This is a genomic window from Saccharopolyspora ipomoeae (genome assembly GCF_029952525.1).
Classification (GTDB): domain Bacteria; phylum Actinomycetota; class Actinomycetes; order Mycobacteriales; family Pseudonocardiaceae; genus Saccharopolyspora; species Saccharopolyspora ipomoeae.
Genome location: NZ_JASAOF010000030.1, coordinates 25,573 through 50,132, shown reverse-complemented (window position 1 = coordinate 50,132; position 24,560 = coordinate 25,573). Strand labels below are relative to the sequence as shown.

At 71.8% G+C, this 24,560-nt stretch carries 25 protein-coding genes; 11 read left to right on the top strand and 14 right to left on the bottom strand.

Translation table 11 applies throughout. The features are described from left to right. Window positions 1–94 precede the first annotated feature (94 nt). Window positions 95–1,768, top strand: coding sequence for a dihydroxy-acid dehydratase (ilvD, locus tag QFW96_RS28020; RefSeq protein ID WP_281458747.1), 1,674 nt, complete (start codon window positions 95–97; stop codon window positions 1,766–1,768). A 134-nt stretch (window positions 1,769–1,902) separates the two neighbouring features. Beyond that, window positions 1,903–2,667 carry a sulfite exporter TauE/SafE family protein gene (locus tag QFW96_RS28015; protein WP_281458746.1) on the top strand — a complete coding sequence of 255 codons (765 nt, stop codon included), beginning with the start codon at window positions 1,903–1,905 and terminating at the stop codon, window positions 2,665–2,667. 27 nt (window positions 2,668–2,694) lie between these two features. On the opposite strand, the gene QFW96_RS28010 is transcribed toward QFW96_RS28015, so the two are convergent. From QFW96_RS28010 to tcuA, 3 genes are all read right to left on the bottom strand, one after another. Continuing rightward, window positions 2,695–2,898: a type II toxin-antitoxin system antitoxin gene (locus QFW96_RS28010; protein ID WP_281458745.1), complete on the bottom strand. Its 204-nt coding sequence runs from the start codon at window positions 2,896–2,898 to the stop codon at window positions 2,695–2,697. Between the two features lie 104 nt (window positions 2,899–3,002). Continuing rightward, on the bottom strand, window positions 3,003–3,917 hold the full coding sequence (locus QFW96_RS28005) for an SPFH domain-containing protein (protein WP_281458744.1): 915 nt from the start codon (window positions 3,915–3,917) through the stop codon (window positions 3,003–3,005). Window positions 3,918–4,088: 171 nt separating this feature from the next. Next, window positions 4,089–5,579 (bottom strand): FAD-dependent tricarballylate dehydrogenase TcuA, encoded by a 1,491-nt coding sequence (gene tcuA, locus QFW96_RS28000; protein WP_281458743.1) that lies wholly within the window; start codon window positions 5,577–5,579, stop codon window positions 4,089–4,091. Window positions 5,580–5,671: 92 nt separating this feature from the next. On the opposite strand from tcuA, the gene QFW96_RS27995 reads away from it, so the two are divergent. The 6 genes from QFW96_RS27995 (at window position 5,672) to QFW96_RS27970 (ending at window position 10,764) form a co-directional block, all read left to right on the top strand. Continuing rightward, window positions 5,672–6,706 (top strand): tripartite tricarboxylate transporter substrate binding protein, encoded by a 1,035-nt coding sequence (locus QFW96_RS27995; protein ID WP_281458742.1) that lies wholly within the window; start codon window positions 5,672–5,674, stop codon window positions 6,704–6,706. A 68-nt stretch (window positions 6,707–6,774) separates the two neighbouring features. Continuing rightward, window positions 6,775–7,197, top strand: coding sequence for a tripartite tricarboxylate transporter TctB family protein (locus QFW96_RS27990; protein ID WP_281458741.1), 423 nt, complete (start codon window positions 6,775–6,777; stop codon window positions 7,195–7,197). Between the two features lies 1 nt (window position 7,198). Continuing rightward, window positions 7,199–8,710: a tripartite tricarboxylate transporter permease gene (locus tag QFW96_RS27985; protein ID WP_281458740.1), complete on the top strand. Its 1,512-nt coding sequence runs from the start codon at window positions 7,199–7,201 to the stop codon at window positions 8,708–8,710. 36 nt (window positions 8,711–8,746) lie between these two features. Then, window positions 8,747–9,409, top strand: coding sequence for a GntR family transcriptional regulator (locus tag QFW96_RS27980; protein WP_343231411.1), 663 nt, complete (start codon window positions 8,747–8,749; stop codon window positions 9,407–9,409). Window positions 9,410–9,509: 100 nt separating this feature from the next. Beyond that, window positions 9,510–9,968, top strand: coding sequence for a hypothetical protein (locus QFW96_RS27975; protein WP_281458739.1), 459 nt, complete (start codon window positions 9,510–9,512; stop codon window positions 9,966–9,968). A gap of 7 nt (window positions 9,969–9,975) precedes the next feature. After that, window positions 9,976–10,764 (top strand): Fpg/Nei family DNA glycosylase, encoded by a 789-nt coding sequence (locus QFW96_RS27970; RefSeq protein WP_281458738.1) that lies wholly within the window; start codon window positions 9,976–9,978, stop codon window positions 10,762–10,764. A 12-nt stretch (window positions 10,765–10,776) separates the two neighbouring features. On the opposite strand, the gene QFW96_RS27965 is transcribed toward QFW96_RS27970, so the two are convergent. The 3 genes from QFW96_RS27965 to QFW96_RS27955 all read right to left on the bottom strand — a co-directional run bounded on the left by QFW96_RS27965 (window position 10,777) and on the right by QFW96_RS27955 (window position 13,087). Further along, window positions 10,777–11,052: a YggT family protein gene (locus QFW96_RS27965; RefSeq protein ID WP_281458737.1), complete on the bottom strand. Its 276-nt coding sequence runs from the start codon at window positions 11,050–11,052 to the stop codon at window positions 10,777–10,779. 100 nt (window positions 11,053–11,152) lie between these two features. After that, on the bottom strand, window positions 11,153–12,559 hold the full coding sequence (locus QFW96_RS27960; RefSeq protein WP_281458736.1) for a sugar porter family MFS transporter: 1,407 nt from the start codon (window positions 12,557–12,559) through the stop codon (window positions 11,153–11,155). 324 nt (window positions 12,560–12,883) lie between these two features. After that, window positions 12,884–13,087, bottom strand: coding sequence for a hypothetical protein (locus QFW96_RS27955; protein WP_281458735.1), 204 nt, complete (start codon window positions 13,085–13,087; stop codon window positions 12,884–12,886). A 79-nt stretch (window positions 13,088–13,166) separates the two neighbouring features. Here QFW96_RS27955 and QFW96_RS27950 point away from each other — a divergent pair, with 79 nt between their 5' ends. Continuing rightward, window positions 13,167–13,901 (top strand): alpha/beta hydrolase, encoded by a 735-nt coding sequence (locus tag QFW96_RS27950; protein WP_281458734.1) that lies wholly within the window; start codon window positions 13,167–13,169, stop codon window positions 13,899–13,901. Window positions 13,902–13,943: 42 nt separating this feature from the next. On the opposite strand, the gene QFW96_RS27945 is transcribed toward QFW96_RS27950, so the two are convergent. The 8 genes from QFW96_RS27945 to QFW96_RS27910 form a co-directional block, all read right to left on the bottom strand. After that, window positions 13,944–14,780: an iron-sulfur cluster-binding protein gene (locus QFW96_RS27945; protein WP_281458733.1), complete on the bottom strand. Its 837-nt coding sequence runs from the start codon at window positions 14,778–14,780 to the stop codon at window positions 13,944–13,946. After that, window positions 14,777–16,033, bottom strand: coding sequence for a Zn-dependent hydrolase (locus QFW96_RS27940; protein WP_281458732.1), 1,257 nt, complete (start codon window positions 16,031–16,033; stop codon window positions 14,777–14,779). The genes QFW96_RS27945 and QFW96_RS27940 overlap by 4 nt, the downstream gene beginning before the upstream one ends. After that, window positions 16,030–16,506 (bottom strand): hypothetical protein, encoded by a 477-nt coding sequence (locus QFW96_RS27935; protein ID WP_281458731.1) that lies wholly within the window; start codon window positions 16,504–16,506, stop codon window positions 16,030–16,032. The genes QFW96_RS27940 and QFW96_RS27935 overlap by 4 nt, the downstream gene beginning before the upstream one ends. A gap of 61 nt (window positions 16,507–16,567) precedes the next feature. Then, window positions 16,568–17,875: an MFS transporter gene (locus tag QFW96_RS27930; protein ID WP_281458730.1), complete on the bottom strand. Its 1,308-nt coding sequence runs from the start codon at window positions 17,873–17,875 to the stop codon at window positions 16,568–16,570. Further along, on the bottom strand, window positions 17,872–18,849 hold the full coding sequence (locus QFW96_RS27925) for a dihydroorotate dehydrogenase (RefSeq protein ID WP_281458729.1): 978 nt from the start codon (window positions 18,847–18,849) through the stop codon (window positions 17,872–17,874). Before QFW96_RS27925 ends, QFW96_RS27930 begins: the two co-directional genes overlap by 4 nt. Before the next feature lie 89 nt (window positions 18,850–18,938). Further along, complete coding sequence (locus QFW96_RS27920) at window positions 18,939–20,285, bottom strand: MmgE/PrpD family protein (RefSeq protein WP_281458728.1); 1,347 nt, start codon at window positions 20,283–20,285, stop codon at window positions 18,939–18,941. After that, complete coding sequence (locus tag QFW96_RS27915) at window positions 20,282–21,700, bottom strand: dihydroorotase (protein WP_281458727.1); 1,419 nt, start codon at window positions 21,698–21,700, stop codon at window positions 20,282–20,284. Before QFW96_RS27915 ends, QFW96_RS27920 begins: the two co-directional genes overlap by 4 nt. Further along, window positions 21,697–22,569 (bottom strand): hypothetical protein, encoded by an 873-nt coding sequence (locus tag QFW96_RS27910; protein ID WP_281458726.1) that lies wholly within the window; start codon window positions 22,567–22,569, stop codon window positions 21,697–21,699. Before QFW96_RS27910 ends, QFW96_RS27915 begins: the two co-directional genes overlap by 4 nt. 176 nt (window positions 22,570–22,745) lie before the next feature. Between QFW96_RS27910 and QFW96_RS27905 the strand changes: the two genes are divergently transcribed. Further along, complete coding sequence (locus QFW96_RS27905) at window positions 22,746–23,525, top strand: IclR family transcriptional regulator (protein WP_281458725.1); 780 nt, start codon at window positions 22,746–22,748, stop codon at window positions 23,523–23,525. Further along, window positions 23,525–24,532, top strand: a complete 1,008-nt coding sequence (locus tag QFW96_RS27900; RefSeq protein ID WP_281458724.1) for an asparaginase — start codon at window positions 23,525–23,527, stop codon at window positions 24,530–24,532. Before QFW96_RS27905 ends, QFW96_RS27900 begins: the two co-directional genes overlap by 1 nt. Window positions 24,533–24,560 lie beyond the last annotated feature (28 nt).

Below are 24,560 nucleotides of genomic sequence, written 5' to 3'. Positions count from 1 at the left end.
ATCATCAACTCTCGCGTGTCCAAGCGTGCCTGCGCGGCCGCGGGCTGCCATCGTGAGGTTCGTCGTCCCGTCCACTCCGCGCCGAGGAGCCGTGATGTCCGACCTCGAACTTCGCTCCCGCCAGGTCACGCAAGGCATCGAGCGCACCGCCGCGCGCGGCATGCTCCGCGCCGTCGGGATGCGCGATGCCGACCTCGCCAAGCCGCAGATCGGCATCGCGTCGAGCTGGAACGAGATCACGCCGTGCAACCTGTCCCTGCAGCGCTTGGCGCAGGCCGCGAAGGAAGGCGTGCACCGCGCGGGCGGTTACCCGATGGAGTTCGGCACGATCTCGGTCTCCGACGGCATCTCGATGGGTCACGTCGGCATGCACTACTCGCTGGTCAGCCGCGACATCATCGCCGACTCGGTGGAGACGGTCGTCGAGGCCGAACGGCTCGACGGCACCGTCCTGCTCGCCGGGTGCGACAAGTCGCTGCCCGGGATGCTGATGGCCGCCGCCCGGCTCGACCTGGCCGCCACCTTCGTCTACGCCGGGACGATCCTGCCCGGGCACGTCGACGGGCGCGAGGTCAACATCGCCGATGCGTTCGAGGCCGTCGGCGCCTGCGCCCGCGGGCTGATCAGCCGCGACGAGCTCACCGAGATCGAGCGCGCCATCTGCCCGGGCGAAGGCGCCTGCGCCGGCATGTACACGGCGAACACGATGGCCAGCGCCGCCGAGGCGCTGGGCATGGCGTTGCCGGGCTCGGCGAGCCCGCCCGCCGTCGACCGGCGGCGCGACGGCATCGCCCGCGCCTCGGGCGAGGCGGTGATCGGGATGCTGGAGCAGCGGATCACCGCCCGGCAGGTCCTGACCCGCGAGGCGTTCGAGAACGCGATCGCCGTCGTGCTGGCGTTCGGCGGGTCCACGAACGCCGTGCTGCACCTGCTCGCGATCGCCGCCGAGGCGCAGGTGCCGCTCGCCCTCGACGACTTCGACCGCATCGGCGACCGGGTCCCGCACCTGGCCGACGTCAAGCCCTTCGGCGCGCACGTGATGAGCACGGTCGACCAGGTCGGCGGGGTGCCCGTGGTGATGAAGGCGCTGCTGGACGCCGGTCTCCTGCACGGCGACGCGCTCACCTGCACCGGCCGCACCGTCGCCGACAACCTCGCCGAGATCGACCCGCCGGACCTCGACGGCACCGTGATCCACGCGATGAACGACCCCATCCACCCGACGGGCGGGATCACCGTCCTGCGCGGCTCGCTGGCGCCGGACGGCGCCGTGGTCAAGTCCGCGGGCTTCGACGCCGCCGAATTCCGCGGCCGCGCCAGGGTTTTCGACGGCGAGCAGGGCGCTCTCGACGCCGTCGCCGACGGCACCGTCGTCCCCGGCGACGTCGTGGTGATCCGCTACGAGGGCCCGCGCGGTGGCCCCGGGATGCGGGAGATGCTCGCCGTCACCGGCATGATCAAGGGTGCGGGCCTGGGCAAGGACGTGCTGCTCGTCACCGACGGGCGCTTCTCCGGAGCGACGACCGGCCTGTGCATCGGGCACGTCGCGCCGGAAGCCACCGACGGCGGCCCCATCGCGCTGGTGGCCGACGGCGACCCGATCGTGCTCGACATGGCCGCCAAGACCCTCGACCTCGACATCCCGCAGCACGAGCTGGAGAGGCGGCGGAACAATTGGACCCCGCGCTCCCCGGGGCACCGCACGGGCGTGCTGGCCAAGTACGCGAAGCTCGTCGGCTCCGCCGCGAACGGAGCGGTCTGCTCCTGAGCACCGGTGCGTGCCCCGCGTTCTCGGCGCACCAGACCCGGCATCGTCGGCCTTGACCTCACCCGGCCGAGGAAGTGAGCTGTGCCGGTGAGCTACGCCGTGCACTCCCCCGACCGATCGTCGGCCGCCCGATGATGGCCGCGCTCCCCCTGCCCGTGCTGGTGCTGCTCGGGCTGCTGGGCCTCGCCGGAGGGATCGGGATCACCGCGGTCGGCCCCGGCGGCGTGCTGCCCACGATCGGGCTGTTCGCCCTGACCGACCTCTCGCCCGCTGAGGTCGCGGGCACCGCGATCGTCACCCACGTCGCCACCGGCGTTCTCGGGACCGCCGCCTACACCCGCTCCGGGCAGCTGCGCGAGCCCGAAACCCGCCGCACCGCACTGATCCTGGCCTGCACGGCCGTGGTCGGCACACCCATCGGCGTGCTGCTGAACACCCTGGTGTCCCAGCGCGCGTTCGGGGTCGTGCTCGGCGTGCTCCTGGCGGCCGTCGCCGCGCTGGTGTGGTACCGCGAGCACCACTCGTCGGCGGAACGGCTGGCGCACCCGCCCGCGACGCTGGTCGTCGGGCTCGGCTTCGCGGTGGCCCTCGTCTCGGGCGTGGTGGGCATCGGCGGCCCGATGCTCACCGTTCCCCTGCTGGTGGCGCTCGGCGTGCCGGTGCTGGAATCGTTGGCCTCCGCGCAAGCGCAGTCGGTGGTCATCGCCACCGCGGGTTCGCTCGGCTACCTCGCCCACGGCGCCATCAACTGGCCGCTGGCCGCGCTGGTCGGCCTCCCCGAGCTCGCCGGGGTCGTGCTCGGCTGGAAGATCGCCCACGCCCTGCCCACCCGCAGCCTGAAGCTCGCGCTGATCGTCACCCTCCTCGCGCTCGCGCCCTACCTCGCCCTGCACGGCTGAGTCGGGTCCTGGCCCGGAGCGGCTCGGTCAGTCCGCGGTCGGTTTCGGGGGTCTGCCGCGCTTGGCCGGTCCACCTGCGTCGGAGGGGAGCCGTCCGGCGTCGGCGAGAGCTCGCCGCAGCAGGAACTCGATCTGCGCGTTGGTGCTGCGCAGCTCGTCCCGCGCCCACACGGCGAGCGCGTCGTGGATCGCCGGGTCCAACCGGAGCAGGAAACCCTTCCGCGCGACCATGCCCTCACCGCCTCTCTCGACCGTCGCGACGGTCTTCCGCGGTCCTACCGGTCCTGCCCTTCCGGCAGGAGCCGTGGACCGCTCGCCACGATGTCACGACCCGATCAGTGGTAGAGCGAGCCCGTGTTGACCACGGGCTGGGTGTCCCCGCAGAGCACGACCAGCAGGTTGCTGACCATGGCCGCCTTGCGCTCCTCGTCCAGGTCGACGACCTCGCGCTCCGAGAGCTTCTGCAGCGCGAGGTCGACCATGCCGACAGCTCCTTCGACGATGCGCTGCCGGGCTGCGACGACGGCACCGGCCTGCTGGCGCTGCAGCATGGCCTGGGCGATCTCGGGAGCGTAGGCGAGGTGGGTGAGCCGGGACTCGACCACGTCGACGCCGGCCGCCCGCACCCGAGCGGCGATCTCGGCGGAGAGCTTGCCGGTGATCTCGTCGGCGTTGTCCCGCAACGAGAAGGGCTGGTCCTCGTCGCCGTCGTAGGGGTAGCTGGTGGCGATGTGCCGGACCGCCGTCTCGGTCTGGGTCTCGACGAACTCGACGAAGCTGTCGACGGCGAACGTGGCCTGCGCCGTGTCGGCGACCTGCCACACCACCACGGAGGCGATCTCGATGGGGTTGCCGTCCGAGTCGTTGACCTTCATGACAGCGGTCTCGTGATTGCGGATCCGGGTGGACACCTTCGTCTTGCTGCTGAACGGGTTCACCCAGTGCAGGCCGGTCGAGCGCACCGTGCCGGTGTAGCGGCCGAGGAACTGCAGCACGCGCGCCTCGCCGGGCGCGACCGCGATGAGCCCGCCCAGCAGCACGAGTCCGGCGACTCCCGGCACCAGCCCGAGCCCCATCAGGAGGACCGCGTCGACGACGATCCCGGCGAACAGCACCCCGCCACCACCGAGCACGAGCACGAGCGCCACCACGGCCATCAGCACGCCCGGCAGCCGGAACGCCTGCTGTTCGACGACCGGCGATTCGGGCATCCGCACCGGCTTCGCGTCGGTGTCGCGTTCCGCGGTCATGAGCTCTCCTGACTGTCGGTGATCGGCCTACTAGCAGGAGTCTAGCAAAGTGATATCACTTTGGAGCCGATCGCCTCGAACGGCGACGGCATCCCCCGGCGGACGGAGGCCCCCGGCCGGGTCACCACCGGCCGGGGGCCTCCGCTGCTGCGCTGCACGCGCGCCGCCGGGTCAGGCGAGGGCGCCCGCCCTCCTCCCGAAGACCGCGCCCGAGGTCAGACCCGTGCCGCCCGGGTAGTTCCCGCTGAACAGGCCGCCGAGCATCTCACCGCAGACGAGCAGGCCCGGGATCGGCGCGTTCGCGTCGTCGAGCACCCGACCGCTGGTGTCGGCTCGCAGCCCGCCGAAGGTGAAGGTGATGCCGCACGTCACGGGGAACGCGTAGTACGGGGCGGTTTCCAGCGGGATGGCCCAGTTCGACTTCGGCGGTGTCACCGCTGCGCGGCGACCGTCCAGGACCGCGGCGTCGAGCTCGGTGGAGCGGTCGACGGACGCGTTGAACTCGGCCACGGTGCTCTGCAGCGCCGCGGCGTCAACACCCGTGCCCGCGGCCAGTTCCTCGATGGTGTCGGCCACCACGACCGAAGCACCGGGCATGTCGTACTCCTCGGCGCGCAGCCAGGGGCGGGTGGTGGCGTCGAAGATCTGGAACGCGGAACCGCCGGGCTGGGCCAGGATCCGGGCGCCGTACTTGGCGTAGGTCAGGTTGCGGAAGTCCGCTCCCTCGTCGAGGAATCGTCGCCCGGCGGAGTTGACCACGATGCCCAAGGGGTACCCGCCGCGCGTGAGCTGGTTGGTGAACTCGCGGTTGCTCTCGTTGTGCTCGTGCCAGGCGTCCCACGCCACGCTGTGGCAGGTGCCCCAGTCCCCGTGGGTCGCCGCCCCGGCGGCGATCGCGGCGGTGAGCATGTCGCCGGTGTTGTGCGGCGTTCCGCGAACCTTGGCCTGCTGCCACCCCTCGCCGAGGTGCTCGCGGCGCATGTCCGCGTTGGCCTCGAAACCACCTGCGGCCAGCACGACGGACTCCGCGCGCACCTCCCGGCGCTCGCCCTCGGGATCGGTGTAGGCCACCCCGACCACCGCACCGCCCTCCAGCACCAGTTCCCGGCAGCGGACTCCGTAGCGGATCTCCACGCCCGCCGACTCGGCCGCCGCCGTGTGCTGTTCGATCAACCCCTTGCCGCCGCCCGTGCTCCCGACGGCCAGCCCGCCCCAGAAGACCTGGCGCTGCTCGTGGTCGGGATAGGCCTGGCGCTCGTACATGAGCCGGAAGCGCAACCCCTTCCCGCGCAGCCACCTCAGCGCGTCCTGGCTGTCGCCGATCAGCACGTCGGTGAGCGCCGGATCGTTGCGCCCCTCGGTCACCTTCGCCATGTCGGCGGCGAAGTCCTCCGGCGCGTAGGGCGGCAGGACCGAGATGGCGTGCCGCTCGTCGTCGTCGAGCAGGTCGGCGACGTCCTCAAGACCACTGTGGACGATGCGGAACGCGCCCGCGGTGTAGTAGCTGTTGCCGCCGGCTTCCGCGGGCGCTCCTCGCTCCAGCAGGAGAACGCGCCGACCGCGCTCGGCCGCGGCGTGCGCTGCGCTGAAACCGGCGTTGCCGCCTCCGACCACGACGACGTCCACCACGTCACCAGCCGCTGAGCGGTCCTGTTGTCGCACTCTTCCTCCCGGGTCTTGTATCCGACTGCATGTGACTGTATACATTCGTGCACCACGATGTCCAGAACAGCCCGAGGGAGCAATGGAGCTCTATGCGCAACAGAAGACGGCAGGACACCGCACCCCGGCGACGATGGACCTACTGGGCGCCGCTGGCCGTCGCCGTTCTCGCGACCGGCGCGCTGGTCGCCACTGATCCCGGGGAGGACCCCGAACGCGGCGCCGCGGCCCGGGTTCTCGCAGGCGAGCAGTTGCGGATCATGGCGCCCGCGGCTCCCGGTGGTGGCTGGGACCAGACCTCCCGCGAGATGCAGAGCGCGTTGCGCGATCTCGTCGGGCGCAGCGAGGTCTACAACGTCAGCGGCGCGGGCGGAACGATCGGGCTCAGCCAGTTCGTCCGCCACCAGGGCGACCCGAGCCAGCTGATGACCACCGGGCTGATCATGATCGGCGCCGCCGAGACCAACGACTCGCCGCACTCGCTGTCGGAGACCGTCCCGCTGGTCCGGCTCACCACCGACTACCAGGTCGTGGTCACCTCGGCGGACTCACCGCTGCGGGACATGACCTCGGTCGCCGACGCGATGCGCGCCGACCTGCGCGGTGTTTCGATCTCGGGCGGCTCCGCCGGCGGGGTCGAGCACATCCTCGCGGCGATGCTGGCCAAAGCCGCCGGGGCCAACCCCGCCGAGGTCAGCTACGTGGCGCACTCCGGGGGCGGCGAAGCGCTCACCACTTTGCTGTCCGGCCGCTCGTCCCTCGGCATCTCCGGGGTGTCGGAGATCCGGCCGCAGATCGAAGCCGGTCAGGTGCGCGCGCTCGCGGTGTCCAGCCCGCACCGGCTCCCCGAACTGCCCGACGTGCCGACGTTGCGCGAAACCGGGCTCGACGTGGAACTGCAGAACTGGCGCGGTGTCGTCGCGCCGAAGGGCATTTCCGCCGAACACGAGCACGCGCTGGAGCAAGTGCTGCTGGAGATGACGAGAACCCCCGGTTGGCGCGAGGCGCTGGCCCGCCGGGGTTGGGGCGACGCGACGCTCGCCGGCCCCGAGTTCGAGGAGTTCGTGCGCTCCGAGGAGTCCCGCGTGGCGGAGCTGCTCGCCGAGATCGGATTGGGGAGGCGATGATGACCTCAGAACCGGAACAGGGCTGCGATCGCAGGACGGCCCTCAGCTCAACGCTCTTCGGCGCTCTCATGGTGGTCGCCGCAATCCTGGTCATCACCGACGCGATCGCGCTGCCCGACACCGGCAAGGGCGTGGCGGGACCGGCGACCGTGCCGCTGGTGCTGGGATCGCTGCTCGGCGTCGTCGGGATCGGGCTGGTCGCGCGGTCCTCGGCCGAACTGCGCTCGGCAGCGGCCGGAGTTCCGCTGCGATCGCGCTCCGCGCTGCGCCTCTGCGCCCTGGTCGCCGCGCTGGTGGCCTTCGCGCTGCTGCTGCCGGTGCTCGGCTACGTCGTGACCTCCGCAGGTCTGTTCATCGCGGCCGCGCTGCTGCTCGGCGCACCCCGCGGCTGGCACGTCGTCGCCCACGGGTGGTCGCTCGCCGCCCTGGTGTTCGTCGTCTTCGACCGACTAATCGGGCTCACCCTGCCCACCGGCCCCTGGGGGTTCTGAGATGGACCAGATCGGACTCCTGCTCGACGGTTTCGCGGCCGCGCTGACCCCGTCGCACCTGCTGTGGGCGCTGGTCGGCGTCACGATCGGCACGGCGGTCGGCGTCCTGCCCGGCATCGGCCCCGCGTTGACGGTGGCGATGCTGCTGCCGATCACCTTCCGGCTGGAACCCTCCAGCGCGCTGATCCTGTTCGCCGGGATCTACTACGGCGGCATGTACGGCGGATCGACCACCTCGATCCTGCTCAACACACCCGGCGAGAGCGCGTCGATGATCGCCGCGCTCGAAGGCAACAAGATGGCGCGGGCCGGCCGGGCCGCGGCAGCGCTCGCCACCGCCGCGCTGGGCAGCTTCGTGGCCGCCACGATCGGAACCATCGGACTGACCTTCCTGGCCCCGCTCGTCGCCGACTTCGCGACCGGGTTCGGACCGCCCGAGTACGTGGCACTGATGGCGGTCGCGTTCACCACCGTCTCCGCCCTGCTGGGCCCGAACCTGCTCAAGGGCATCGCGAGCCTGCTGGTCGGCATCACCATCGGACTGATCGGCATCGACTCCCAGACCGGACAGCCGCGGCTGGTGTTCGGGGCCGAAGCTCTGCTCGACGGCATCGACGTCGTCATCGTCGTCGTGGCCCTGTTCGCGCTCGGCGAGACCTTCACCCGCCTGATCAGCAGGTACGGGCAGTCGAGCGTCCAACCGGTGCACGGCCGCACCGCGCTGTCGCGCGACGACCTGCGCCGCTCGTGGCCGGCCTGGCTGCGCGGCACCGCGCTCGGCTTCCCGATCGGCAGCCTGCCCGCGGGCGGCGCCGAGGTCCCCACGTTCCTGAGCTACACCGTCGAGAAGAAGCTGTCGCGGCACCCCGAGGACTTCGGGCGCGGCGCGATCGAAGGGGTGGCCGGTCCGGAAGCGGCCAACAACGCCGCCGCGGCAGGGGTTCTCGTCCCGCTGCTGACCATCGGCCTGCCCACCTCGGCGACCGCCGCGGTGATCCTCACCGCGTTCCAGTCCTACGGCCTGCAACCCGGACCGGAGCTGTTCACCGAGTCCGGTCCGCTGGTGTGGACGTTGATCGCCAGCCTCTACGTCGGCAACGTGATGCTGCTGGTGCTCAACCTCCCGCTGGTGAAGGTGTGGGCGCGCATGCTCACCATCCCGCCGCACACCATCTACGCCGGGGTGCTGGTGTTCGCCGCGCTCGGCGCCTTCGCCGCCGGAGGCACGACCGCGGACCTGCTCGTCCTCTGCGGACTCGGCCTGCTCGGGCTGCTCATGCGCGAAGCCGGCATCCCACCGGCCCCGGCGATCGTCGGGCTCATCCTGGGTCCGATCGCCGAGCAGCAGCTCCGCCGTGCGCTCGTGCTCTCCGAGGGGGACCCGTCCATCCTGGTCTCCGGCCCGATCACGATCGCGCTGTGGGCGGTGGTGGCGTTGTCGCTGCTGCTCTCCGCCCTCGTGCCGGTGGTGCGGCGGCAGCGGCGTGCTCGGGAGGGCGCGGACCTGACGTGAGCGCGTTGCGCCGCGAGGAGCAGTGCATACGGCCGTATACTGAGCGAACCCGATCCGAGGAGGGACGAACTGTCCGAGGTATACGACCGGCTGCGCGCTGAGATCGTCGACGGCACCTGGGAGCCGGGCGCGGCCCTGGCGGAACTGGCCCTGGCGGAACGCTACGGGACCAGCCGGACGCCGGTGCGCGAGGCGCTGCGCAGGCTCCAGCAGGACGGGCTGGTCGAACGCGGTCAACGGGGCATGCGGGTGCGCACCCGCAGCCCCGAGGAGATCCTGGAGATCTACGAGGTGCGCGTCTCCCTGGAGGCCACCGCCGCGTCGGCCGCCGCGCAGCGCCGCACCGACTTCGACCTCGTCCGGATCTCCCGCGCGCAGAAGGAGATGTCGGCGACGCCGACATCGGATCCGGCGGAGATGGCCGCGGCGAACCTGGCGGTGCACGAAGCGATCTGGGCGGCCAGCCACAACGGCACCGTCGTGGACCTGCTCACCCGGCTGAACAACCACCTCACCCGCTACCCGGCCACGACCCTGGCGCTGCCGGGCCGCTGGGAGGAGGCGATCGGCGAGCACGAGGCGATCATCGCGGCGATCGAGCGGGGCGACGCCGAACGCGCGCACGACCTCGCCCGCGACCACATGAGCAAAGCCCGCGAACTCCGCCTGCGCATCTACGGCGACACCGCGAGCGGATGACGCACGTCCGGCGGTGGGCCACGGCGCTTCGGGTTTCGCGCCCGGCGGGTGGCGGGAACACCGAGGTGACCCCGCCCGTGAAGGCTGGTGGAACGCGGCGATGAACGGTGACCCGTTGGACAGGCACGTGCGCGACCGCACCGAGGGACGACTCGGCACGGTGGACGCGATGGCCGGCTACCTCGACGACGTGCGCGAGGCCGCCCGGGCGATGGAGATCGAACTGGACACCGCCCGCCTGAACCGGCAGCGGATGACCGTCGAGATCGTGATCAGCGGCGCGCCGGAGCTGACCGTGGAGTGGACGCCGTACCTCGGTTGGAGCTTCACCGAGGGAAACCGCCGCTGCTACCGCGTCGGGCAGGAAGCCGACGCCGCCGCGCTGCTCCCCGATCCGGACGAGGCGGCGGGCTGGTTGGGCGTGCTCGCCACCGGAGACCGCACCGGGCACGTCGAGCAACCGATGCCCCTGGACCCCGACGACGCCGCACTCGTCGAGCGCTTGGCGACCTTCGGCCAGGGAAGCGATCCGCACACCCCGGGCAGCGATCACGCGTAGGTGGGCCATGCCGGAACTTCCCGACGTCGAAGGTTTTCGCCGCGTGGTCAGCGACCACGTCGTGGGCTCGGAGGTCGCGGCGGTGCGGGTGCTCGACGCGGGCGTCGTGCGCACCTCGCCGGAGGAGTTCGCACGTGCTCTCCGGGGCGAGGTGATCGCGGAGCCGAGCAGGTGCGGCAAGTGGCTTCGGGTTCCGACCCGCAGCCGGTCCGGCTACCCGCAGCTGCTGGCGCATTTCGGCATGACCGGCGCCTTCGTGTGGACACCGGGGGAGCAAACCGATCACCGGCACGACCGCGTCGTCTTCGAGTTCCGCGAAGGAGCGTTGCGCTACCGGGACATGCGCAAGCTGACCGGGCTGCGGTTGGCGACCGAGGCCTCCGAGGTCGAGGACCTGCTCGGCGACCTCGGCCCCGACGCCGCCGGGGTGAGCCGCCGCGACCTGCGCGCGCGGCTCACGCGCACGGAACGCCGGATCAAACCAGCGCTGATGGACCAGGCGGTCGTGGCCGGCCTGGGCAACCTGTGCGTGGACGAGATCCTGTGGCGCTCGCGGCTGGCTCCGACGCTGAGGACCACCGACCTCGACTCGGCCCGCTGGGCGAGGTTGCACGCCCGGCTGGGCTCGGTGCTGCGCAGCTCGTCGCGCGTCGGGCACGTCCCCGACCGCCCGTCCTGGCTGACCGGGCACCGCAACGAGCGCGACGCCCGGTGCCCGCGGTGTTCGACACCGCTGAGGCGGAGCAGGATCGGAGGGCGCAGCACCGTCTGGTGCCCCCGTTGCCAGCCGTCCTGACGTCGCTCGCCACTACAAGCTGAAGGCGACCGAACGCAGGATCAGGACGACCACGAACACGGCGGTGAAGGCCAGGTCGATCGAGAGCTCTCCGACGCGCACCGGTCGCAGCACCCGCCGCACCGGCGCGATCACCGGCTCGGTCCCGGCGTGGGTCAGCGCGCGAGCACGTCTCACCCAGGGCGGCCCCTCGGTCGCGGCCCGAGCCCAATCCAGCACCATCCGAGCGATGAGCAGCAGCAGGTACGCCGACAGGACGTACCCCAGCAGGGTGCCGATGAGGCTCATGGCCAACTCCTCCGATGTTCGTCGATCCGGCTCTGCAGTATCAACGAACCACCCGCGCGGGAAGTGCCGACTCCCCGCGGCGAACTCCGGGCCCTGTGGATCAGCGCGCGCGGGTGGAGTCGCCGCGGTCGGTCGTGAGGCTGGCCTCGATCTCCTCCAAGCTGCGGTTCTTGGTCTCCGGGAGCCACCGGTAGAGGTAGCCCAGGCACAGCGCGCCGAGCAACGCGTAGATCCAGAACACCACTGATGCACCGAGCGCGGAGATCAGGGTGAGGACGGTCAGCGACACGACGAGGTTCATCGCCCAGTGGGTGACGATTCCGAACGATGCCGCCTGACCTCGAACGTTGTTGGGGAAGATCTCGCTGTTGACCAACCAGATCGCGATGCCGAGGCTGCACGCGAACGCCGACTCGTAGATCATGAGCACGACGATCAGCCAGCTCACGGTCGCGCCCTGCAGCGGGAACAGGAACACGACCCCGATCGCCACGAGCGCGAGCACGATGACCGCCGTACCGCCCAGGATCCAGGGGCGGCGGCCCGCCCGGTCGATCCAGAGCAGCGCGGGCAGGGTGAACAGCACGTTCACCACCCCGATCGCCACCGAAACGCCGATCGCCGCGGTCTTGCCGAACCCCTCGTCCTCCAAGATGGTCGGCACGTAGTAGATGATCGCGTTCACACCGACGACCTGGCTCGCCCCCGCCGCGACGACACCGACCGAAACCCATCGGCGGTAGCGCGGACCGAGCAGCTCCCGGTAGGTGATTCGTCCCTCCGCGCGAACCGCCTCCCGGATCTCCGCGATCTCCGCCTCGACCTCGTCCGCTCGCCGGGTTCGCACGAGGACACCCCGCGCTTCGGCTTCCTTCCCGTGCGAGAGCAACCAGCGAGGGGATTCCGGGAGGCCCAGCAGCCCCACCGACATCAGCACCGCGGGCAGCACGCCCACCCCGATCATCCAACGCCACGAAGCGGACTCGGACAGCCCGTAGCCGACCAGGTAGGCCATCAAGATCCCGACGGTCACCATGAACTGGTGGAGCGACACGAGTCTGCCTCGGTTGCGCGGCGGCGCGAGCTCGGCGATGTAGGTCGGCACGACCAGCGAGGAGATGCCGATCGCCACGCCCAGGAACACCCGCGAAACGATGAGCCATCCGGCACCGGGAGCCACCGCTGATCCCAGCGTCGCCAGTGCGTACAGGACGGTGACGCCGATCAGCGTCCGCTTGCGGCCCAACCGATCCGCGACCTTGCCACCGACGATCACACCGATAACGGCACCTGCCAGCAGCGCCGCGGTCACCACCTGCTTCATCGTCTCGCCGAGCCCGAACGCGTCGCTGATGTAGGGCAGCGCTGCTGCGACGACACCCGTGTCGTAACCGAACAGCAGACCGCCCAGCGCCGCGACGACCGAGGCGCCGGCCACCAGCGCCCCTCCCGTCAACCTCCCCGTCCCGGCTACCCGGGCGTGCTCTTCACCTGGAGCGCGCGCCATGGTTCCCTCCGCAACCTCGCCATCCCGGTTACCTGCGCGATCGTCCACTTCGACCTGTCGAGCAGTGTCAATCCGGTGGTCGACCCGTCGCAACCACAGTGAGCGGACGCCCGCACGGCGGAAACGCGAAAGTTCTTCTCGCTCGCCGCGAGCGGCGCTCATGAGGGTCGCGGTCGTCGATCCTCGGCACTCCGACTCCGGTGAGCTCGGGTCCGATGGGGATAATCGGCGTGCTGACGTCGCCGGTGGTGTCGAGGATGGAGTCGTGTCGTGATCGTGCTGACCCACCGCCGCAGCAGATCACCGAACGATCGGCGACCACGATCAGCGGCGGTGCCAGGACCACCCGGCCGAGACCAGGCCCGCGACGGCCGCGGCTCCCGCCACGGCCAAGGTGATCCCGTAGGCCGGGTGCATCGCGCTGATCGGTTCCCAGCTGGTGATCGCGATCCCGATCACCACCCCCAGCACGATCAGCGACAGCGCGCTCAGGAACCAGTTCCCGCCACGTCCCGCCCTCGTCCTCATGCCACCGAGAGTACGCGGCCCGCCACCTCGCGGTGCCACCGTCACCCGAGCGCGGCCGCACCGTTGGAGGTTTCCCGTCATGCGCCGGTGGATCACCCGACCGCTGGCTGCGCTGCTCGCCGCGGCCGTTTGCGCGGTCCTGCTCTACGCCCAGCCCCTCGCCGCCACCCCTCGGGCTCGCGACGCGATGCGGTCCGGACCGGACGTCACCGTCGTCGACCGGCCCACTGAGATCGAACTGCGCCCAGCTCGAACTCCCGTCCGCGCAACAGGTCTGGTGTTCCACCCGGGAGCAGGCGTCGACTCCCGCGCCTACCTGCCCCTGCTGCGCCCGGTGGCCGAAGCCGGCTACGTGGTGGTGGTGCTCAAAGCCCCCTTCGGGATGGCGATCCTCCAACCCCAGCAAGGCCGGCACCTCTTCACCCGCGCCGGACCACCACGCCGCTGGGTCGCCGCCGGGCACTCTCTCGGCGGCCCCACCGCAGCGCGGCTGGCCACCCACCACCCCGACGAGGTCCGCGGTCTGCTGCTGTGGGCGAGCTATCCCGACATCAGCCTCCGCGACCGCCGCGACCTCACCGTCACCTCGATCTACGGCACCCACGACGCCCTCTCCCGCACGCCCGACGTGCTCGGCGCACCCCTGCCGCCGAACACGGAGTTCGTGCCCGTCCCCGGCGCCGTTCACGCCCACTTCGGCGACTACGGCCCGCAACGCGGCGACGGCCGGCCCGGCACCACCCGCGAGCAAGCCCAGCAGCAGATCATCGCCACCACCCTCCGCCACCTCGACCAGGTCGACACCGCGCCATGACCCGCTGCCCCGCCGAGCGGGGGCGGCGCGCCTCGACCGCTTTCACGGCCTCGGGTCGGGATCAGCGCCGATGCCGAACACCGGGCCGTCGCGGCAGACGAGCGGCGCCTCGCGGGTGCCGTCGCCGTCTCCGGCGGCGCAGCCGTGGCAGTAGCCGAGCCCGCAGGCCATGTGCGCCTCGATCGAGACCTGCGCGCCGGCGCGCCATCGCGCGGCGAGCTGCGCGGCCAACCGGGTCAGCCGCTCGGACCCGCTGGTCAGAACCAGCTGCGGCGGGTCGTCGTCGAACGCGCGGTGCAGGCGCTCGCGCACGGCGGAAACCCGGCTGGTGCCGTCCGCGTCGGTCACGAGGAGCAGCTCGGCCCCGCAACGGCGGAGCACGTCCTCGCCGAGCACCGCCGTGCGGTCGCGACCGCTGAGCACGGCCGACACGCGCACCGACGTCCCGGCGAGGTCCTGCGCGACGCTCGTCATCGCGCACGTTCCCACACCGCGCCCGATGAGCAGGACGTGCCGCGCCTCGTCGGTGATGGTGAACCCGTGCCCCAGCGGTCCGGTCACGACGACGTGCTCGCCCTCGGCGATGGCGGCCAGCGACCTCGTGCCGTCGCCGACGACGCCGTACACGATCTCCACGACTCCTCGCTCGACGTCCCGCGCGTAGATCGCCATCGGTCGCGGCAGCACCGTGCCCGGTCGCGCGTCCGGCGCGACCATCGCGAACTGCCCCGCCCGCGCGCGGCGCGCGATCGTCTCGGACCGGAGCCGCAGCACCCGGTACCGGTCGGACAGCGCCCGGTTGGTGAGCACCGGCGCGCGCTCGGACACCGGCGCCGGCAGCTCACCGCCGAGGACGTTCAGCTCAGCGGATGCGATCACGGCAGGCTCCCGTCCAGGCGCAGCAGCCCGGCGACCAGCGCCGTCGTGCCGAGCGCGATGTCGTCGATGTCGGTGCGCTCCGCCGGGTCGTGGCTGATGCCCGCCTCGCTCGGCACGAAGAGCATGCCCGCCGGAGCCACCCGGTCGACCTGCTGCGCGTCGTGACTGGCGCCGCTGGTCAGCACCCGGGGTTCGACCCCGACCGCTCGGCACGACGCGGCGAGCTCGTCGCGGATGCCCGCGCGCAGTTCCACCGGTGGGGTGTCGGCGAGCTGCTCGTGGCAGAATCCGATCCCCCGCTCGTCGCAGATCCGCTTCGCCCGTCGCACGATCTCGGCGGCGGTGTCCCGCTGCCGTCCCGCGTCCGTGCCCCGAACGTCGACCCACAGCGAGGCGCTGCCCGCGATCGTCGTCATCGAACCCGGTGCGACGTCGAGCCTGCCGACGGTCGTCCTGGTCCCGACGTTGCGCTCGTCCTCGCCCAGCGCCTCGACCGCGAGCACGATCTCGGCCGCCGCGGCCATCGCGTCAGCGCGCAGGTGCATCGGCGTACCGCCGCTGTGCGTCGCGCGGCCGCGGAGATCCAGCCGCAGCCTCGTGCTTCCGGAGATCGAATCCACGACGCCCAGCCGGACCCCCTCGGTCTCCAGGACGCTGCCCTGCTCGATGTGGAGTTCCACGAAAGCGGCCCAGTCGGCCGGTTCCCACCGCGCGTCCTCGACGGTCGACGGGTCGAGGCCGACACCGGCCATCGCGTCGGCGAGCGTGACGCCGTCGGCGTCCACCTTCGACGGCAGGTCGTCGGAACCGGTGAGTCCGGCCGCGATCCTGCTGCCGGTGCACGCCTGACCGAAGCGCGCGCCCTCCTCGGCCGCGAACACGACGAACCGCAGCGGGTGCCGGTGCGCGATGTCGTGCTCGACCAGCAGCCGCGCCACTTCCATCGCCGCGCACACCCCGACGATCCCGTCGTAGGAGCCCGCGTTGGGGACGCTGTCCAGATGCGACCCGGTGCCGATCGCCGGGAGGCCGGCACCGGTGCCCGGCCGTTCCGCGAGCGTGTTGCCCGCCGCGTCGACCCACGTGCTCAGGCCGAGCGCGGACATCGTCTCGGAGAAGAGCGCATGGGCACGACGTTCGAGGGCCGTGTAGGCCAGCCTGGTCACGCCCGGCCCGCTGTCGCTCTCGGAGAGCGCGGCGAACCCGTCGAGCAGGTCGCGCAACCGCCCGCCGTCCGCGCGGAGAGACGTCATCGGCGCAGTTCCTCCGCCTCGTGCGCCTGCACGAGCGCCGCCGTGGGGAGGCCGGTGACGTCGTCGAGCGCCTCGGAACCGACGACGGCCGCGGCCGCCACGAGCTCGCCACCGCTGCCGACGACGAACTCGCGCAGCTTCGCCAGCCAGCGACCTTCCCACCGGGTCGCGACGAGCGCGGCGCGCTGGCCCTCCGCGATCGGCTCGTCGAGCGTCAGGATTCCCTCCACTTCGGACGCCCTCCGGACGGTCGCACCGAGCTGCAGCGCGACCGCGTGGGCCAGCACCGCCTCATCGGGCGTGCTCCAGATGACCAGCGTTTCGGCGTTCGACGCGCGCAGCTCCTCCGCCAAAGCGCGTCCGAGCACCTCGACGTGGCGCGGTGAGCCTCCGGTGTTGACCGTCGGACCGTAGGTGTCCGCCTCGACGCCGAGCGCGCGCAGCGCAGACGTCGGTGTCGTCGTGTTCGGCACTATTCCTCGCTTTCCAGCAGTCGTGCGTCGGAAACGGTCAGCCCGCAACGCGTCCGCGCCGTCACGCGACAGCGCCGTCCGCGACCGCGCCGTCGAGCCGCTTGCCACCGCGTTCCGGGATGAGCAGCATCGCCACCATGTCGACGATGTAGATCAGCGCGAGGAAGCCCAGCGCCGCGCCGAACCCCTGCCAACCGGCGACGAGCGCCACGACGAGAGGAGCGAACCCGCCGACACCACGCCCGATTCCGAAGAGGACGTTCTGGGCCGTCGCCCGTGCCGCGGTCGGGTAGTTCTCGGCGATGATCGCTCCGTAGCCGCCGAGCATGCCGTTGGCGAACACGCCCATCACGGCACCGCCGATGAGCACGGCCATCGGCGAGGTGAGCTGGCTGTAGGCGAACAGCGAGATGAACGCGCCGGCCTGGAAGATCCAGAACGAGCGGCGGCGACCGATCCGGTCGGCCAGCTGGCCGAAGATCATGATCCCGGAGATCATGCCGATCACGGTGGCGGCCGTCCAGAGCCCGGAGTTGGTGGTGCTCAGCCCCAGCTGCTTGGTGAGGTACGTCGGCAGCCACGTGAGAATGCCGTAGTAGCCGAAGTTCTGCACCGAGCAGATGATCACGATGCCGAGGCTCGTGCGGATCGTCCTCGCGTCGGCGACGAGCAGCCGGTACGGGTTCTCCTGCTTCTCGCCCGCCTCGACCCTCGCCCGGGACCGGACGAACGCCTCCGGCTCCTCCAGCCGCATGCGCAGCGCGATCGCGACGAGCGCGGGGAAGACACCGATCACGAACAGCCCCTGCCAGCCCCACCACGCGATCACCGGGGCCGAGATCAGCGCCGCGAGCAGGACGCCGAGCTGGAAACCGACGCCGACCCACGACGTCGCACGTGCGCGCTTGAGGGCGGGGAACGCTTCCGCGGCCAGCGCCATGCCGATGCCGAACTCACCGCCGATGCCCATGCCTGCGATGAACCGGAACACCGCGAGCTCCACGAATCCCTGCGACAGCGCCGTGAGCCCGGTGAAGATCGCGAACAGCAGGATCGAGTAGGTCAGGACGCGCACCCGGCCGAAGCGGTCGGCGAGCGCGCCGAAGAACATCGCGCCCGTCACCGTGCCGATCAGGGTGATCGTGGCGAGCAGTCCGCCCTCGGTATCGGTGAGCCCGAGGCTCGCGGTGATCGCGGGCAGGGCGAAGCCGAGGATCTGGAGATCGTAGCCGTCCATCGCGTAGCCGACCGTGGCGCCGAAGACCGCCTTCTTGCCGTACGGCGTGACCTCCTGCGGCTGTCCGTCCTCCGCGCCGATGGCGGAAACCTCCTCGGCCGCTCTCATTCTCTGCTCGTCGTCTTCGGTCATCGCTGGTCCTCCGATTGAGTGGAGAGGGTGCCGATGAGTTCCGCGAGGCAGGCGACACCGAGCCGCGCAGCCAGTGCCGGGAGCTCCTCGACGATCTGGGCCATCAGGTGGGGCCGCGCGAACGTGGCGGTTCCGATCTGGACGGCGGTGGCCCCCGCGACGAGGAACTCCGCGACGTCGCTCGCCGATCGGATCCCCCCGCACCCGATGACGGGGATGTCGGCGGCGCGCGCGGCGAGCCACACGAGCCGCAGCGCGAGCGGCTTGACGATCGGGCCCGACACGCCGCCGGTCTCGTTGCCCAGCGCGGAACTCCGCTGCTGGGCGTCGACGGCCATGCCGGGGAAGCTGTTGCACACCGTCACGGCGGTCGCGCCGGCGTCGCGGGCCGCTCGCACCGCGTCACCGATCGTCTGCAGCTGCGGGCTCAGCTTGACGAACACGGGTTTCGCGCTGCGCGCGACCACTCCGGCCACGACCTCGCCCATCGCGCGGGGGTCGGTGTCGAGCGTCGCACCTCCGCGTTCGAGGTTGGGGCAGGAGACGTTCACCTCGAACGCGGCGTGCGGCGACTCCGACAGCTCGTCGACGACGTCCCAGTACTCCTGCGCGGACAGTCCGCCGACGCTCACCACGACCGGCGCGCCGAGCCCCGCGTACCCGCCGAGCCCCGCCTCGCGGAACGGCACCACCCCGGCGCTCGGAATGCCGACGCTGTTGAGCATCCCGTGCGGCAGCTCGGTGATCCGGTGGGTCGGGTTTCCCGGCCTGGCGTGCACGAAGACGGTCTTCGTGACGACGGCACCGAGCGCCTCGACCCGCGTGAGGCCGCCGAGTTCGGGACCGAAGCAGCCGGAGGCCGGCATCACCGGGTTCGCCAGCGTGAGGTCACCGAGCCCGACGCTCAGGTCCACCGGTGGGACGCCCGTGGTCGCCGGGCTCCGCGTCTCGTCGACGAATGCTGTCGCCTTCAAAGTGGAAACCTCTTTTCACTACGAGAACGGGAGCTTCTCCCCGGCACACCACGGCTGTCAAGAGCTCGCGCGAGGCCGAAACACGCCCGCTACACGGGTGACACAGCGCGCAGCGGACGGAGCACCTCGGAGCAGTCGTCGACATCGGGGAGCGCGAGAATCCGCTGCCACAGCGCGGTCTCATCGACCTGCGCGCCACCGACGAGGCCGACGAACTTCGCGCGCAGCTCGTCGGACGACAGCGGGTCGTGATGGTGCCCGCGCGGGTCGTCCACCACCGCCGACAACGTCCCGGCCGAGGTGCGGACGACGACCTCCGTCGGCGCGTGGTCCGGCCAGCGCCGGTCGAACTCCGGCTTCGCGCTGACCGCGACCTTCGCGGCCAGCCCCGCCACATCGGGGTCGTAGTCGAAGGTCTCGACCGTCGACGCGCGATGCGTCAGCGCCGCCGCGACCGCGTAGGGCAACGAGAACCGCGCCGACAGGTCGTTCGGAGCCGGCTGCCTGTCCAGCTTGAGGTTGTTGCCGACGGTGTGGATCTCGACCGACTCGATGTCCGCCACGGGTACAGCCGGCAACGACAGCACGGCGTCGATCGCGCCGTGCGTCAGCGCGCACGCGCTGTGCCGCTTGAAGTAGTTGCGCAGGATCCGCGGCCGCGCGTGCTCCACCGGCTCCCGCAACGCCGCATCGTCCACCGGCTGGCCGGTCAGCCCTCCGAACAGCGCGGGGATCGATTCGATGGAACCGGTGAAACCCGCGCGCAGCAACCGGATCGAGCGCACGGCCGTCTGCGCGGCCAGCCCCATCGCCGTGTTGCGCGCGGTCGCGCCGACGTAGCAGGCGTTCCAGACGGGCACGACCGGCGTCGTCGCCGCGATCGCCGCGGCCGCCAGCGGGTCCTCGTCGAGCAGCAGCGCCACGGCCACGGCACCGCCCATCCCGGCGAGGTGGCCGTGCGGATGCGTCGGTGGTCGCAGCCGGAACACCGCGAGCAGCCTGGAACTCACCTCGTAACCCGCGACGACCGCGCCGAGCAGCGCCGCCCCGGACCGATGGGTCGCCTCGGCCACGGCGAGCGCCGCGGGCACGAGGTGCATGCCCGGGTGGCCCGTCGGACGGGTGCCCTCGTCGAGTTCGAGGAAACTGCCCGCGGTCGCGTTGTGGAACGCGGCGTGCTCGGCCGACGCGAGCTCGGCGCCCGCGGCCAGCACGGTCGAGCCACCCGCCGGTGGGGGCCCGCCGAGCTCGTCGTCGGCTCCGCGCAGGCGCGTCATCTCGGCGGTCCGACCACCGGCGATGCTCACGCCGACCGCGTCGGCGACGACGTGCGCCGCGTGCCGGCGCACGTCGTCGGACAGGGGTTCCCGCGCGAGTGCGCACGCCTGCTCGATCGCCGCGCGCACGCCCGAGGTGAGTTCCTCGACGGAACTCATGCCGTCTGCCGATCGGCGCGGTGCGCGGAGTGGTCGGCTGCGACGAAGCGGCCGCGCCGCTCGGCGACGATCTCCCGATCGCGCACGACGACCTGGCCGCCCAGCACCGTTGCGACGGGGCCGCCGACCAGCTCGAAGCCGTTCCACGGGCTCACCGGCTGCTTCGCGATCAGCTCGTCGTTGCGCACCGTCCGGCGCAGTTCGGGGTCGACGATGACCAGGTCGGCGTCGCTGCCCGGCCGGATGACGCCCTTGCGCGGGTAGAGCCCGTAGAACTTCGCGGTGTCCGTCGAGGCCACCGCCGCGAGCCGTTCCGCGGTGGTCCTGCCGCGCGCCAACGCGTCCAGCAGCACGGGGCCGAAGGTCTCGCAGCCGACCGCGCCCGCGGGCTGGGTTTCGAAGCCGCGCGCCTTCTCCTCGACGGTGTGCGGCGCGTGGTCCGAGCCGACCGACGAGATGGCGCCGTCGTTGAAGCCCTCCCACAGCGCGTCCTGGTCGCCCTGCCCGCGCACCGGCGGGTACACCTTCATCACCGGGCCGACCTTCGGGTAGTCGGCGTCGGTCAGCGTCAGGTACTGCGGGCAGGTCTCCGCGCTGACCGACACGCCGTTGCGCTGCGCCGTGCGCACGGCGTCGAGGCCCATCTCCGACGCGAGGTGCACGACGTGGAACCGGCATCCGGTGGCTTTCGCGAACTGCGAGGCGATGGAGATCGTCGTGGCCTCGGCGACCGCGGGCCGCGCGGCGAGGAGGTCCTCGTAGGACTCGATGGGGTGGCCGAGCGCCTCCTGGCTGGTCGCGAGCACGTCCTTGTCCTCGCAGTGCGCCGCCAGCACACCACCGTGCTTGGCGACCTCGGCGAACAGCTGCAGCACCTGGCCGTTCGGCGGTGGCGGCAGCAGGTTCTCGGGCTTCTCGTCGCCGACGTTGTAGACCAGCGAGCGCGTCTCCTTGTGCAGCGCGTAACCCCAGAACAGCTTCACCGCGACCGCGCCGGCCTCGAACAGCGGGCCGATCTGGTCGATGTTCGTCTCGCCCAGCGCGAGGCCCCACAGCCCGAAGTCCGTCCACGCGTGCTGTTCGTGCTGCCGACGGCGCTCCTGGAACACCTCCGCGGAGTCGACCGGCGGGATCGCGTTCGGCATCTCCAGCACGGTGGTCACGCCACCGACGAGCGCACCGCGCGTCGAGTGGTCGAAGTCCTCCTTGTGACTCGCCCCGGGGTCGCGGGAGTGCACGTGCGGGTCGATGAACCCGGGGAACACGAGCTTGCCCCCGGCGTCGTACCGCTCGTCGGCCTCGACCTCGGCGCCGCGATCGAGGATCGCCGCGATCTTGCCGTCCACGCACAGCAGGTCCGCGTCGAGCACGCCTGCCGGGGTGACCAACCGGCCACCCGTGATGTGCAACCTCATGCGTCTTCTCCTGATTCTCCTGGGACTTCCGCGGCTGCGCCCGGTTCCCGCGCTCCGTCGAGCACGCCGACCGCGCACACCAGGTCCTGGATGGCGAGCCCGTGCGATTCGAAGACCGTGATGTCGTCCCCGTCTCCCCTGCCGGGAACCCGGCCCGCGACGATGTCGGCGAACTCGGTCGCCTCGGCGGGATCGAGCCCGTTCGCGAGCAGATCTCCGCATTCGAGCGCGGCGACCGCCGCCGAGTCGACGGCGACGTGCGCCGCCCGCTGGAACGCCGACCGGTCGAGCTCCCTGCGTGCGGCGTGATTGCTGCCGACCGCGTTGACGTGCGTGCCCGCGCGCAGCAGTCCGCCGTCGAAGAGCGGCTCGACCGCGCCCGTCGCGGTGATCACGACGTCGGCGCGCGGCACCGCGCGCTCCGGGCTCGTCCCGGCCTCGACGTCCAGCCGGGGATGCGCCAGCCGCAGCCCGCCCGCGGTGGCGGCTGCCCGCGTCGCGTCGCGTCCGACGACCAGCACTCGGCGCAGCTTCGGCAGCACGTCGACGAGCGCGCTCACCTGCGCCGGTGCCTGAAAACCGGTTCCCAGCAGGCAAACCGTCTCGCAGGTGTAGACGACCACCGCGATCGCGCTCGCGCGATTCGTGCCGGTGCGCACCACCGGGTACGACTTCACGGCCACCGCGTCGAGCGTCGGCGCGATCGCGGACATGACGTTGAGCGTGACGTTCCCGCCGGTGCTGCGGCGGCGCGGTTCGTCCCACGCCTCCCCTGCGCCGAGCAGCTCGAACGCCGTGCGCACGTCCGCGAGCGCTCGCGGGGGCGGCAGCAGCGCGTCGACGTCGTGGTCGGTCAGGATCCGCGGCATGCCTTCCTTCCCGGCGGCCGAGTTCCGCCCGCCACCCCACCGACACTCATATTGGAAAGATGTTTCCAGTTCGGTTAGGCTGAGCTTGAACGACCGTTCGCGACGTTGTCAACCCCGGTCGCGGCTCAGCTAGGGTTGCCGACGACGCACGACGAGCACGGGAGGAGAGCACGCCGATGACCACCGCACGCCCACTCGAGGTCATCGTTCGCAGCGTGGAGGTGCTCAACGCGGTCGGTGCGGCGCGGTCCGGCCTGACCCTGCAAGAGCTGCACGACGAGCTCGACATCCCGCTCGGCAGCCTGCACCGCATCCTCACCACGCTCGACCAGGCCGACTACCTCCGCCGCTCCCCCGTCACCAAGCGGTATTTCGTCGGCCGCGCCGCCCGGGCGCTCGCCGGCCGCGGTGGCTCGCACGGCGCCCGCCTCGTCAAGCCGCCCGCGGCGCTCGCCGAAGCCGCCGACGAGACCGGCGAGACGGTGTTCCTCACCGAGCTCATCGGCGACGCCCCGGTCTGCGTGTCCATCGTGGAGGCCGAGCACGCGCTGCGGCTGTTCGTCCGCATCGGGCAGGAGATGCCGCTGCACGCCGCCGCGTCGAGCCGCGCGATACTCGCCCACCTCGACGAGGAGATGGTGCGAGCCCTGCTCGAACAAGCCGATCTCACCGAGTACACCGCTGGAACGCCGCATCACGTCGATGACGTGATGCACGTGCTCAAGCAGGTCCGCGAGAAGGGCTACGCGGTGTGCGAGAACGAGCTCGACCCGGACGCGTGGGCCGTGTCGGCGCCGATCCGGGACGGCGACGACCACGTGCTGTCGAGCGTCACGATCACCGCACCGGGTTCGCGCGTGGCCGACGCCGAGGTGCGCGAGCGGCTCACGGGCGCGGCGCTGCGGGCCGCCGCTCGCATGTCCGCGGAGCTCGGCAACCCCGACGCCCAGTCCTGATGGGTTCGCCGGAGACCACCCGCTCGATCGGTCTGCTCGCGACCGGCGGCACCATCGCCGTGGCACCGCCCACGACCGGGAACCAGGACCACGTCGGCGTCGCCGCGCTGACGCCTCCCGCGCCCGATCTCCCCGAGCGGATCGAGGTCGTACCGCGCGACGTCCTCGGCCGGTCCTCGCGGAAGCTGACGGTCGACGACCTCTGGACGCTCGCGACCGCGGTCGACGAGGAGATCGCGGCGGGCCGCGACGGCGTCGTCATCACCCACGGCACGGACACGCTGGAGGAGACCGCCTACGCGCTGGCGCTGCTCGTCGAACCGAGGGTTCCCGTGGTGATCACGGGCGCGATGCGCTCGCCGCACCACTCCGGGCCCGACGGTCCGGCGAACGTGCGCGCGGCCCTCGTCGCCGCGGCCGATCCCTCGCTCGCGCCGTACGGGCCGGTCGTGGTCTTCCAGGACGAGGTGCACGTCGCCAGGCTCGTGACCAAGATGCACAGCGCCCGCGTCGCCGCGTTCGCCTCCCCCGCGGCGGGACCCGTCGGCTTCGTCGCGGAGGACGAGGTCGAACTGCTCCTGGGGCCCGCGCCGGGAACCGACCGCCTGCCCCGCTCGAACCCGCCGACCGCGCGGATCGGCCTCGTCCACGCGGCGACCGGCGTCGACGGCTCCGCTGCCGACGCCCTGACGTCCGACCCGGGCACCGTCGACGGCGTCGTGGTCGCCGCCCTCGGCGCCGGACACGTCTCGCCGTCCCTGGGCGCAGCACTCGTTCGGCTCGCCCGGGCGGGCACTCCCGTCGTCGTCACCAGTCGTTGTCCCGACGGCGCACTGCTGCGCGAGACGTACAGCGGCGGGGGGTCCGAAATGGACCTCCGCCGATCCGGCTTGCACTTCGCGAGCACGCTTTCCGCGCCGAAGGCACGGCTGCGCCTGCTCTTCGGGCTGTCCGCGGGCATCCCCCTCGACGAGCTCTTCCCGACGCGGCGGCCGGTCCGCGGCTGACTCCACGACTGGCCGAACGGTGATCCGG